Below are 12,618 nucleotides of genomic sequence, written 5' to 3'. Positions count from 1 at the left end.
TCCTATCCAGCGGCGGCTTGGTCCGGGCCCGCGGGGGCGCCCGACCCGGAGGCGCCCGGCGTGCGGCGCGGGTCCGGCGTGGCCGCGTCGCCGCGCGTGCCCGCTGGCCGGTGCGTGTCGGCACGCGCCGGACGGGCGCAGAGCACGGCGAGCGCGCGCGCGGCCAGTTCGTACGTCGTGTCGGGCAGCGCGTAGGGCACTGCGTCGGGCCGCGCGGTATCGAGCAGCACCTCCCATGCCATGCGCGGCGCGGGCGCGACGAACGTCACCGCGCCCTGCGAGGCGTTCAGCATCATTAACAATACTTCCATTTGGCCGTGGAGTCCCGCTCCGGCGCGTCGCATGGTGAACGCGCTCGCTTCCGGGTCGTGCCAGGCCTCGGGCGAGAGCGGCTCGCCGCGTTCGTCGAACCAGTCGATGTCGTGCACGCCGGGCATCAGCTCGCGCTCGCCGAACAGAAAGCGCGTTTCATGCAGCAGCGGATGTTCGCGGCGCAGCGCGATCACGCGCGCGGTGAAACGCGTCATGGCCTTGCCCTGGGGCGTTTCGGCGAGCGCCCAGTCGAACCACGAAATGTCGTTGTCCTGGCAGTACGCGTTGTTGTTGCCGCGTTGGGTGCGGCAAGCCTCGTCGCCCGCGAGCAGCATGGGTGTGCCGAGCGCGATGAGGAGTGTGGCCATCATCGAGCGGCCCACGCGTGCGCGCGTGGCGAGGATGGCGGGGTCGTCGGTCGGGCCTTCCACACCCCAGTTCGCGCTCCAGTTTTCATTGTGGCCGTCGCGGTTCTCTTCGCCGTTCGCTTCGTTGTGCTTGCGCTCGTACGAAACGAGATCGGCGAGCGTGAAGCCGTCGTGCGAGGTGACGAAATTGATCGACGCCCAGGGCCGGCGCTTGCGTTTGTCGAACAGATCCGCGCTGCCGGTCAGGCGCGCCGCGAGGTCGGCGCGCTGGCCCGGCGCGCCGCGCCAGTAGCGCCGCACGCTGTCGCGAAAGCGATCGTTCCATTCGGAAAAGCCGGGCGGGTGGTTGCCAAGCTGATAGCCGCCCGGGCCCACGTCCCACGGCTCGGAAATCAGCTTGCATTGCGAAAGCACGGGGTCCTGGCGCAGTACGTCGAAGAAGCCGCCGTTCGGGTCGAAGCCCGCCGGCTCGCGCCCGAGCGTGACGCCCAGGTCGAAGCGAAAGCCGTCGATGCCATATGACGTGACCCAGTGGCGCAGCGAATCGGCGACCATCTGCAGCACGCGCGGATGCGAAAAGTCGAGCGTGTTGCCGCAGCCGGTGTCGTTGATGAAGTGGCGCTCGTCGCCAGGCACGCAGCGGTAATAGCTGGCGTTGTCGAGGCCGCGCCACGAGACGGTGGGGCCCATTTCGCCGCCTTCGCAGGTGTGGTTGTAGACCACGTCGAGAATGACTTCGATACCCGCCGCATGAAGCTGGCGCACGGCAATGCGCATTTCGTCGGTGTCATAGCCCACGAGGTAGCTGGGCTCGGGCGCGAAGAACGCGGCCGAGTTGTATCCCCAGTAGTTGCGCAGTCCGCGGTCGATCAGAAAGCGCTCGGAGAGAAACGCGTGTACCGGCAGGATCTCGATGGCCGTCACGCCGAGGTTGTGCAGATGGTCAATGAAACGCGGCGCGGCCAGCCCGGCAAAGGTGCCCCGCATGTGCGTGCGCAAATCGTAACGCTGCATCGACAGACCGCGCAGATGCGCCTCGTAGATGATGGTGTCGCCCCACGGTGTGTTGGGCCGCCGGTCGCGCGACCAGTCGAAGTTGTCGTTCACGACCACGCACTTGGGCATGGCCGGCGCGGAATCGCGCCGGTCGATCGAGAGGTCCACGCGGTTCGAATGCGCGCGGTAGCCATAGAGCGTGTCCGACCAGCGGAACTGCCCGATGAGCTGCTTCGCGTAAGGGTCCAGCAGCAGCTTGTGCGGATTGAAGCGGTGCCCCAGATGCGGCTGATAGGGCCCATGCGCGCGCAGGCCATAGACGGTGCCGGGATGCGCGCCCGGCAGATAGCCGTGCCACACCTCATCGGTGCATTCGGGCAAGGTGTAGCGAATGCGCTCCTTGCGGCCGGTGGGGTCGAAGAGGCACAGCTCGATGCGCCACGCGTGGGCCGAGAACACGGCGAAGTTGGTGCCGAGTCCGTCCCACGTCGCCCCGAGCGGCCAGGGGGAGCCGGGCAGCAGGCGCTCAGGCGGACCGTTTGCCATGACGATGCTCCATCTGTTGTTCTTCGTTTTGCATCGGGTTCCTGATCAAATCCCGCCGCTGCGCCGGCTTAGCGGCGCAGGCGCAGGATCAGCGTGCCGAGCGGCGGCAGGACGAGTGCGGCCGACTGCGGCTTGCCGTGGCTCACCACGCTCTCCGTGCTGACGAGGCCCCCGTTGCCTATGTTCGAGCCGCCGTACACTTCGGCGTCGGTGTTGAGCGCCTCTTCCCACTGTCCCGGCTGCGGCATGCCGATGCGGTAGCCGTGGCGCGGCACCGGCGTGAAGTTGCAGATCACCACGATCTCGCGGCCCGATCCGTCCACGCGGCGCCACGCGAGCACGCTGTTTTCGCTGTCGTCGGACACCAGCCATTCGAAGCCGCCGGGTTCCGAGTCGAGCGTGTAGAGCGCGGGCTCGCTCGCGTAGAGGTGGTTCAGGTCGCGCACGAGCGTTTGCACGCCGCGGTGCAGCGGATCGTCGAGCAGGTTCCAGTGCGGCGTGCCGTCGTGATCGAATTCGGCCATCTGCCCGAACTCGCCGCCCATGAACAACAGCTTCTTGCCGGGGTGCGCCCACATGAAGCCGAAATACGCGCGCAGGTTCGCGAACTTCTGCCAGCGGTCGCCCGGCATCTTGCCGAGCAGCGACCCCTTGCCGTGCACCACTTCGTCGTGCGACAGCGGCAGCACGAAGCGTTCGGACCACGCGTAGACCATTGCGAACGTCATCAGGTGATGGTGATAGCGGCGATAGACAGGGTCTTCGTGCATATAGTGCAGCGTGTCGTGCATCCAGCCCATGTTCCACTTGAACTGGAAGCCGAGGCCGCCATCCTCGGGGCGCGCCGTGACGCCCGGCCATGCTGTGGATTCCTCAGCAATGGTGATGACGCCGGGGCGTTGCGGAACATATTGCGTTTCGTGATTGAGGCGCTTGAGAAACGCAATCGATTCGAGATTTTCGCGACCGCCGTAGATGTTGGGTACCCATTCGCCTTGCGCACGCGAATAGTCGCGGTAGAGCATCGAGGCGACCGCGTCCACGCGCAGCGCATCCACGTGATAGCGCATGAGCCACGCAAGGCCCGAAGCGACGAGGAACGCGCTCACCTCGCGGCGTCCCAGGTTGTAGATCATCGTGTTCCAGTCGGGGTGATAGCCCTCGCGCGGGTCGGCATGCTCGTAGAGCGCCGTGCCGTCGAAATCGATTAGACCGTGCGCGTCGTTCGGGAAATGCGCGGGCACCCAGTCGAGAATCACGCCCAGCCCCGCTTCGTGCGCGCGGTCGACGAACGCCGCGAAGTCCACCGGCGCGCCAAGGCGCGCGGTGGGCGCGAACTGCGAGAGCGGCTGATAGCCCCACGAGCCGCCAAACGGGTGTTCCGCCACGGGCAGCAATTCGATGTGCGTGAAGCCCATGCCCTGCGCGTAGGGGATCAGGCGCTCGGCGAGCGCGCCCCAGTCGGGCGCGGGGGCATCGGCGCCTTGCGTGGGCAGCCAGGAAGGCGCATGGACCTCGTAGACCGACATGGCCGCGCGTGCGTTCTGCCGTTCGGCGCGCGTTTGCAGCCACTCGTGATCGCGCCACGCGTAGTGGTCGATCGCCTCGACGGGCGCCACGATCGAAGCCGTGCCCGGCGGGCACTCCGTCTGCAGCGCACAGGGATCGGCCTTGAGCGGCAGGACCGCGCCGCGCGCGCCGAGTATCTCGTACTTGTAACGCGCACCGGCCGCCACACGCGGAATGAACAGCTCCCATACGCCGGCTTCGTGGCGCAGCCGCATGGGGTGACGCCGCCCGTCCCACGCGTTGAAGTCGCCCACCACGGAGACGCGCTTCGCATTCGGCGCCCAAACCGCGAAGCGCACGCCGGGGATGCCGTCGCAGGTCAAGGGCCGCGCGCCAAGGCATTCGAGCACCGCGTAGGGGTCCCCGTCTGCGAGACGCACCAGCGCTTCGTGCGATAGCTGCGGGCCGAATGAATAGGTATCTTCGATTTCCTGGCTCACGCCATGCCAGTCGACCACGAGCCGGTAGGGCACCGCTTCCGCGAGTGGTCCCGCATAGAGGCCTGCCGGATGCACGAGCGAGAGTTCGCCGAGCGTGTGGGCGCGGTCGCGCGCCACCACGCTTGCGCCCGAGGCGTTCGGCAGCCATGCGCGCACGTAAGGGGCGCCGTCCACCCAGTGCAGCCCGAGCACGGAGAAAGGATCGGAGTGGTACGCGCCGGCGAGTGCGTCGGCGTCGTGGAGATTCAGCCCGGCTTGGGCCGCGCGCTCAACCATGGCCACCTCCGCCGGAATGCGATTGCGTGGACTGCGTAGGGGTGAGTCCGAGCACGCGTGCCGCCAGCGCCGCGAGACCGCGTACCGGCAACGCGAGCCAGGTGGGGCGGTTGGCCGCCTCGTAGCGGATCTCGTAAGCCGCTTTCTCGATCAGGAACAGGTCGAGCAGCGCCTGCTCGTGCGAAGCGCTGACGAGCGTGAGCGGTCCTTCTGCCACGGCCGCGCGGTACTGGCTCAGGAATGCTTCGGCCGCATAGCCGCGGAAGCGCTCGAACAGGGCGCGCTTGCGATCGACGACTTGCTGCGGCGCGTTTTCGAGCGTCGATTGCGCGGCGGCGCCCGCATACGAGAGCGAGCGCAACAGGCCCGCCACGTCGCGCAGCGGCGAGGTCTTGGCGCGCCGGTAGTCGAGCGCTCGCGCGGGCTCGCCTTCGAAGTCGATCAAATACGCGTCGCCCTGGGAAAGCAGGACCTGGCCCAGGTGGAAATCGCCGTGGATGCGGATGCGCGCGGCCTTGGTGTCGTCGGGCACGAGTTCGTCGATCTTCGCGACGAGCGCCTTGCGGCGATCGATCAGGCTGCGCGCGAGGTCGCGCGCGTCTTCGTCGAGCGTTTGCTCGTCTTCGCCCGTATGCTGCGCGACGATGTCGAGTGCTTCGTTGAGCATGGTCTTGGTGTCGGCAATCCAGTTGCGCACGTCGTCGGGGGTGGCGGCAACGGGCGCGAAGGCTTCGTCGTCGCTGGGTTGGGAGAGCATCGCGTGCAACTCGCCCAGGCGCTTGCCGATGGCGCCGATCACCGCGCAATAGCCGTGCACGGCTTCCTCCTCGTGCGCCTGGTCGACGCTCGTGTCGTCGTCCACGGCGAGCGCGAGTTCGTCGATCGTGCGGCGCAGATAGTCGAGCGCCCAGTCCCACGCATTGCCCTGATTGTCGATGAAACCCTGCACGATGATGAGCGTATGCGGTACGCCCGCGGGATCGACACGCACCACTTCGCCATAGAGCGGCGCCGTGTTCGCGTAGCCGAGCTTCGTGAGGTAGCGGCTCATTTCCGCTTCGGGGTGCACGCCCGCCATCAGCCGGCGCACGATCTTGAGCACGAGGGTTTCCGCGATCACGAGCGAACTGTTGCTCTGCTCAGCCGCGAGCCAGCGCACCTCCGGCGTCTCGCCAAGGTCGAGTTCGTCGAGTCGCTCGGTCGGCTCGAAGCGGATCGTGCTCTGCTGCACGGTGGGTACCGTGGCGCGCTCGCGCAGCTTGCGCAGCACGCCATAGGCGAACCACGGCAGCGAGAACGCATCCGTGAGATAGCCCACCGTGCGGCCGCGCCGCACGCGCGAGAGCGCCAGCTGAATATGCAGCGGCGTGGTGATTTCGGTGCCCCAGGTAATCGCGATCGGCAGGACGTAGCGCTCGCTCGTGCCGTCCGCCAGCTCGGCCTCGATTTCTGTGAACGCGAAGCCCGCGCCGTAAATCGTCGTGAGCGCCGCGAGGCGCACGGAGCGCAGCGGCTTGTCCTTGGAGGCGAACCAGCGGCGACGCGAGAGCCACGAAGGCAGCACTTCCGATTCGAGCAGCCGCACGTTTTCGGGCGTCGCACCGGTTTGCCCTTCGCGGATCACCACGGTCACGAACTCGGGCAATTGCTCCGAAGTCGGCTGGCTCCACGAAGGCCGCTGATCGCCGGCGCTCAGGAGGAACCACAGGAAGCCGTAGGGCGGGAAAGTCAGCAGATAAGGCAGTTGCCCGATGGCCGGAAACACGGAGTCGGCCGTCATTTCGACGGGGGACATGCCCGCGAATTCGGAAAGATCGAGTTCCACCGCCTGTGGCGCGCGTGAGAGGTTCGCCACACAGAGGATCGGCGCTTCGCCGGGCATCTCGCGCAGGTACGCGAGAATCTTGCGGTTCGCGGGCCGCAGGAAGCGGATCGTGCCGCGCCCGAACGCCTGCTTTGCGCGGCGCGTGGCGAGCATGCGACGCGTCCAGTTGAGCAGCGAATGCGGATCGCGGCTTTGCGCTTCGACGTTGATGGCGTCGTACCCATAGAGCGAGCCCATGAGCGGCGGCAACACGAGCTGTTCGGGGTCGGCGCGCGAGAAGCCGCCATTGCGGTCCGACGACCACTGCATCGGCGTGCGCACGCCGTCGCGGTCGCCCAGGTGGATGTTGTCGCCCATGCCGAGTTCGTCGCCGTAATAGATCACGGGCGTGCCGGGCATGGAGAGCAGCAGCGAGTTGATGAGTTCGATGCGGCGGCGGTCGCGCTCCATGAGCGGCGCGAGACGCCGGCGAATGCCGAGGTTCAGGCGCGCGCGCCGGTCGCTCGCGTAGGTGTTCCAGAGGTAATCGCGCTCGGAGTCCGTCACCATTTCGAGCGTGAGTTCGTCGTGATTGCGCAGGAAGATCGCCCACTGGCAGCTCGGCAGCAAGTCCGGCGTCTGCTTCATGATGTCGAGAATCGGGAAGCGGTCCTCGCTCGCAATCGCCATGTAGAGGCGCGGCATGAGCGGGAAGTGGAACGCCATGTGGCATTCGTCTTCGTTGCCGAAGTACTCCTGCACATCTTCCGGCCACTGGTTCGCTTCGGCCAGCAGCATGCGGTTCGGGTAGTGCTCGTCGATGGCCGCGCGGATCCGTTTGAGAATGCCGTGCGTTTCGGGCAGGTTCTCGTTGTTCGTGCCTTCGCGCTCCACGAGATAGGGCACGGCGTCCAGACGCAGCCCGTCGATACCCATGTCGAGCCAGAAGCGCATGACCTGCAGCACTTCGCGCAGCACGGCCGGATTGTCGAAGTTCAGGTCGGGCTGGTGCGAATAGAAGCGGTGCCAGTAGTACGCGCCGGCCACGGGGTCGTGCGTCCAGTTGGACGGCTCCGTGTCGATGAAGATGATGCGCGTGCCCAGGTACTTCTGGTCGGTGTCGGACCACACGTAGTAGTTGCGATGATTCGAGCCGGGCTTGGCGCGCCGCGCGCGCTGGAACCACGGGTGCTGGTCCGAGGTATGGTTGATGACCAGTTCGGTGATCACGCGCATGCCGCGCGCATGCGCTTCCTGAATGAAGCGGCGCACGTCGGCGAGCTGGCCGTAGTCGGGGTGCACGTTGCGATAGTCGGCGATGTCGTAGCCGTCGTCGCGGCGCGGCGAGGGGTAGAACGGCAGCAGCCAGATCGCCGTGACGCCGAGGCTGGCAATGTAATCGAGTTTCGCGAGCAGGCCAGGGAAGTCGCCCACGCCGTCATTGTTCGCGTCGAAGAACGATTTCACGTGCACCTGATAGATGATCGCGTCCTTGTACCAGAGCGGGTCGTCGGACAGCATCGACGCCTTGCCGCGCCGTTGCGTGCCGCGTTCCTCATGGTGTGGATCGTGTGCGGTCGAGTCTCGCGTGACGGTCTGCACGTTCGTTGCGACAGGCTCGTGGGTAGCGGGGTCGCGTTTCATGTCGCTCCTCCGGGCGGGAAGTCCGCGTCCAGTTCGGGATGGCCCTCGATGTGCTCATCGGCGTGTTCAGGCAGCGGTTCTTCGCGCGGCAGGCCCGTCGCGGGCTCGATGCGCCAGATCGCGAACGGGCGCGCATGCGGGTCGAGCCGCACGTGCTGCCAGCGCCCACGCCATTCGAAGCGCTCGCCCGTCGTTTCGTCGATCACATTGAGGGGGGCGTGGTCGTCGAGGTGCCAGCGCTGGAATGTCGCCCACGAAAGTTCGAAGTCGGCGCCCTGCTCGTTGAAGGCATCGAGGTTGATGGCCACGACGAGCACGTTGTCGCGCGCGGGCGTGGCCTTCTCGAAGCAGAGCAGCGAGTCGTTGCGCGCGTCGAGGAACGTGATGCCGAGATGCGTGTGCAGCGCCGGGTTGGCGCGCCGGATGCGGTTGAGCGTGGCGATCTCCGCGACGATGTTGCCGGGGCGATGCCAGTCCCATGCGCGCAGCTGATATTTTTCGGAGTCCAGATATTCCTCCGAATTGGGCATGGCGCGCCCTTCGCACAGTTCGAAGCCGCAGTAAACGCCCCACAGCCCGGAAAGCGTCGCAGCCAGCGCGGCGCGGATCAGGAAGCTCGAACGCGCGCCAGTCTGCAGATGGCGCGGATTGATGTCGGGCGTGTTGACGAAGAAGTTAGGCCGATAGAAGTCGCGCACCTCGGTTTGTGTGAGTTCCGTGAGGTACTCGGTGAAATCGCGTTTCGATTCGCGCCACGTGAAGTAGGTGTATGACTGCGAGAAGCCGAGCTTGGCGAGCCGGTACATGAGGCGCGGCCGCGTGAAGGCTTCGGAGAGGAAGATCACGTCGGGGTGGCGCGCGCGCACGTCGGCGATCATCCATTCCCAGAACGGCAACGGCTTCGTGTGCGGATTGTCCACGCGGAAAATGCGCACGCCCGTGTCCACCCAGAACAGGATCGCGTCGCGCAGCGCGAGCCACAAATCAGGCTTCGCGTCGTGCGCGTAGAACTCGGGGTTCACGATGTCCTGGTACTTCTTCGGCGGATTTTCGGCGTAGCGCAGCGTGCCGTCGGGCCGCCATGCGAACCAGGTGGGATGCGCCTTCAGCCACGGGTGGTCGGGCGAGCATTGAATCGCGAAGTCGAGCGCGATTTCGAGGCCTTGTTCGCGCGCCGCGGCGAGCATGCGGCAGAAGTCCTCGAGCGTGCCCAGTTGCGGATGCACCGCGGTATGGCCGCCTTCGGCCGCGCCGATCGCGTAGGGGCTGCCCACGTCGCCGGGCTGCGCATTGAGCGTGTTGTTGCGCCCCTTGCGGTTGGCGAGGCCGATGGGGTGGATCGGCGGGAAGTACAGCACGTCGAAGCCCATTTCGCGGATGCGCGGCATCTTCGCGATCACGTCGTCGAAGGTGCCGTGGCGCGATTCGTCGTCGCTCATCGAGCGCGGGAAGATCTCGTACCAGCTCGCGAAGCGTGCGGCGCCGCGCTCCGCATCCACGCGATTGACGATTGTGTCGCGCGAGAGAAACGGGCGGTGGCGCGCGGCGCGCACGGCCGCTGCGGTCGCAGGCGCGGCGATGATCGCGCAGCGTGTTTCGGTGTCCGCAGCAATGAAGCGCTTGACGATGGCGTCGAGCGTTTCGTTGTTGCGCTTCTGGTCGTCGTCGCCCGAGCCCGATGTTTCCGCAGTGGCGAGCACGAGCGCGAACAGGCGGCTCGCTTCTTCCAGTTCGAGATCGACGGGCTGGTTCGCCGCGCGCTTCTTGTGCAGATGTTCCGCAAGCGAGGCGAAGTCGTCGCGCCAGGCAATCACGACGTATTCGTAGCGTCCGATGCGATCGAGCGGAATGTGGCCCGCCCACAGGTCGGTGCCCGCGGGCGGCACGGGCGTCATCGGCGACTCGTGCCAGGCGGTTTCGTCGGCGGCGCGCCAGAGCACGGCGGCGTCGATGCGGTCGTGGCCCTCGGCGAAGATGGCCGCGCGCACTTCGCAGCGCTCGCCGACGGTGCGCTTCGCGGCGAAGCGGCCGTGATCGACCGAGGGCTGCGCGCTCTCGATGGCAATACGCGGCGCGGCGATCGCTTCGAGCACGCTCTTGTGTCCACTCGTGTCGGTCTTGCCGCGATCTTCGGGCGGCGCGAGCACTACGAGCGGACTCGCGAGCGCGCGGAACATCCAGCATGCACCCGCGGGCAGCGTGAACGCATCGGGAATAGCGCTCGCGTCGCGCGGCGCGGGCAGGCGCGCGCCGCGCAGCGTTTCGGCGTCGAGCGGCGCGAAGCGCGTGAAGCCGCCGGGCACGCCGTCGAGCAGGCGCGCGAGATCCACGCGCACAGGCGCGGCGAGCGCGGGATTGATGAGCGTGAGGATGGCGTCTTGCGCGTCGCGCAGGTCCGCGCGGTCGCCGCGCAAGAGCGCCGCGACGCTGGCGCCAGGGCCACTGAGTGCGCGCAGTTCACCGTTGGTCTGCAGCGCCCACGTTTCGCGTTGCAGCGCGTTGGCGTGCGCGACATCGGCGCTCAGATCGAAGGGCGCGCGGGCTTTCGCTGCTTCCCACGTCTGCGTGCTGTTGCCGCTGTGCGAGGTCGCTTCGTCCACGCCATATTCGAAACCCATCGGCATGAGCCAGCCGGTGCCTATCGCCGCTGCCGCGCGCAGCATGCGGCGATAGGCGCGCTCGACCGCGCGCGCATCGGCGGCGCCTTCCTGATCGTGCGCGTAGCGCGCACCATAGGGCGCTTCTGGAAACGTTATCGGTGAGCCTACGCGGCGCAATGCGGCGTGCTCCTCGACCATCCAGCTCGACGAGAAGTCCCACCAGCGCAGCGAGGAGAAGGCGGCGTCGAAGCCCGCACCTTCGAGGTGCGTGATCGCTTCGCGCGGCAGGCCTGGTGTCGCGGCGAGCCAGCGCGCTTGCGGAAAGCGTGCGCGTACGGCATCGAAGATCGCGCGTAGCACGTGGGGCGGCGTGCGGTGCGGCGAGTCCACGCGAAAGCCGCCGATGCCCGCTTCGACGAGCGCGATGGCGCGCGCCGTCCACCATGCGATGAGCGGCGCGCTCGCGCGCTCGAAATCGGCATAGGCCACGTTGGCTTCGCTGTGGCCGTGGCGTGGGTCGAGGCGCGCGTCTTCGGGCTCGAAGGGATGGAACCATTCGGGATGCGCAGCGTAGAGCACGCCATCAGCGGCGCTGCGGTCGAGCACGAGATCGGCGAGCAGCGTGACGCCGCGCGATTGCGCCGCGAGCGCGAGTTCGCGCACGGCGTCGTCGGCGGAGAGCTGGCTGCCGAAGGCTGCGTTCAGGCGCGCGTGGTCGGCGACAATGCGGTCGTCGCCCGACGCGCCCGAGGCGAACAGCGCGCCGATCAGGACGTGATCGAAGCCAAGCGACGCCGCGCGGGCGATGTGCGCCGGCCACGCGTCGAGTGGTCCTGCCAGGACGGAATGGACGAAGTAGATCCGCGGCGCATAGGCGTGGGGGGGTTCCATCGGTCGTATTCCAGGTACGTCAGGCGAAGGGGATGCAAGTCGGGGTTAGCCGAAATGCGATCGCGCCGCCCGGGGGCTGCCGGAGCGTGCCGCGCTGCGCGTGGTGGACAGGCACCTGTTCAGAGTAGTGCAAGAGCAGGCCGGAACCAAACCGCTTGCGCCGCGTGGCGACTTGCGGGGGAATCGAGCAAGGCACATGCCCATGAGCACACAGGCGCGCGGCGCCGCGTGCAAGGCGCATGTTCGCAAAGCCTGGGCGCAAAGGCGGCCGAGTCGAGCGGAGAACCCGGCGGCGATTGCCGGTATCGGTTGCAGCGGAGAAAAACGGATCAGCTACCGACCATGCTCGCGGCGATGTTCACGCACAGGCCTAGCACAGAAACGTTGAAATAGAACGACAAAATCGATTGCGCGAGCACGCCGCGCCGCGCGCTGCGCCCGCGCAGGCCGATATCGGCGGTTTGCGACGCGCAGGCGATGGTGAACGAGAAGTAGAGAAAGTCCCAGTAATTCGGCGTGAGCTTTTTGTCGGGAAACGCGAGAGCGGGCTCGTTGGGATCGGAACCGTAGTAGAGGCGCGCGTAATGCAGCGTGAAGATGGTGGGAATGAGGAACCACGCCCCGATGAGCGTGAGCCCCGTGAGCAGCGAATGCAGCACTTTCGAGGCCGTGCCGAGATCCTTCGTCGTACCCAGCTCGATGACGATGGCGACGATGCTCGCCACCGTTGCGATGCAGATGAGAAACAGCACGGTCCCCGCGTTTTCGTCTTCGCGGCGGGCGTTCGCGCGCACGCTCTCTTCGTTTGCTAACACCATGTGTAGCCAGATCAGCACGAGGTAGGTCCATACCGTGGCGTCCCAGCCGAGCAGGACGCGCGCGGAAGTATGGATCGAGGCGGGCGAGAGCAAGCCGAGCACGACGCCCACGGCGATGGCGATCATCAAGTGCGGCCGGTTGCGCAGTACCAGCGGTATGAAGTTCATGGCGTGGCCCGGGGTCGCGCGGGTTAGCAATCAATTGCGGCGATTCTACCGTGCGCGGTCCGCCGGAGTGACGCGCTGTTCACTGTTATGCCGGGCATGCAAGCTTTCGGTTTGTCTTATCGGGCCATAAGGGGCTATATTGCTTGCGCAACGCGCAAGCGCGCTCTCGCAGTCAGCGCAACGACG

At 66.9% G+C, this 12,618-nt stretch carries 5 protein-coding genes; all 5 read right to left on the bottom strand.

Annotated features, from left to right (window positions below; genetic code table 11):
• Positions 1–2 precede the first annotated feature (2 nt).
• Complete coding sequence (gene glgX, locus AB3X99_RS06555) at positions 3–2,222, bottom strand: glycogen debranching protein GlgX (protein ID WP_342946982.1); 2,220 nt, start codon at positions 2,220–2,222, stop codon at positions 3–5.
• Positions 2,223–2,290: 68 nt separating this feature from the next.
• Positions 2,291–4,507 carry a 1,4-alpha-glucan branching protein GlgB gene (glgB, locus tag AB3X99_RS06550; RefSeq protein ID WP_368616461.1) on the bottom strand — a complete coding sequence of 739 codons (2,217 nt, stop codon included), beginning with the start codon at positions 4,505–4,507 and terminating at the stop codon, positions 2,291–2,293.
• Positions 4,500–7,832 carry a maltose alpha-D-glucosyltransferase gene (gene treS / locus AB3X99_RS06545; RefSeq protein WP_256094466.1) on the bottom strand — a complete coding sequence of 1,111 codons (3,333 nt, stop codon included), beginning with the start codon at positions 7,830–7,832 and terminating at the stop codon, positions 4,500–4,502. Before treS ends, glgB begins: the two co-directional genes overlap by 8 nt.
• A gap of 119 nt (positions 7,833–7,951) precedes the next feature.
• Positions 7,952–11,446 (bottom strand): maltotransferase domain-containing protein, encoded by a 3,495-nt coding sequence (locus tag AB3X99_RS06540; protein WP_368616460.1) that lies wholly within the window; start codon positions 11,444–11,446, stop codon positions 7,952–7,954.
• Positions 11,447–11,775: 329 nt separating this feature from the next.
• A complete protein-coding gene (locus AB3X99_RS06535) occupies positions 11,776–12,432 on the bottom strand; it encodes a DUF1345 domain-containing protein (RefSeq protein ID WP_069261362.1) in 657 nt (218 codons plus the stop codon).
• Positions 12,433–12,618: the final 186 nt, after the last annotated feature.

Source organism: Paraburkholderia sp. BR10882, from assembly GCF_040948855.1.
Classification (GTDB): domain Bacteria; phylum Pseudomonadota; class Gammaproteobacteria; order Burkholderiales; family Burkholderiaceae; genus Paraburkholderia; species Paraburkholderia nodosa_A.
Note: the sequence above shows the minus strand (reverse complement) of the source record. Positions and strands in the feature narration are given on the sequence as shown.

What these genes read in the sequence shown, in the direction of transcription:
- glgX (WP_342946982.1), bottom strand. Translation starts at nt 2,222, where the DNA reads ATGGCAAACGGTCCGCCTGAGCGCCTGCTGCCCGGCTCCCCCTGGCCG.
- glgB (WP_368616461.1), bottom strand. Translation starts at nt 4,507, where the DNA reads ATGGTTGAGCGCGCGGCCCAAGCCGGGCTGAATCTCCACGACGCCGAC.
- treS (WP_256094466.1), bottom strand. Translation starts at nt 7,832, where the DNA reads ATGCTGTCCGACGACCCGCTCTGGTACAAGGACGCGATCATCTATCAG.
- AB3X99_RS06540 (WP_368616460.1), bottom strand. Translation starts at nt 11,446, where the DNA reads ATGGAACCCCCCCACGCCTATGCGCCGCGGATCTACTTCGTCCATTCC.
- AB3X99_RS06535 (WP_069261362.1), bottom strand. Translation starts at nt 12,432, where the DNA reads ATGAACTTCATACCGCTGGTACTGCGCAACCGGCCGCACTTGATGATC.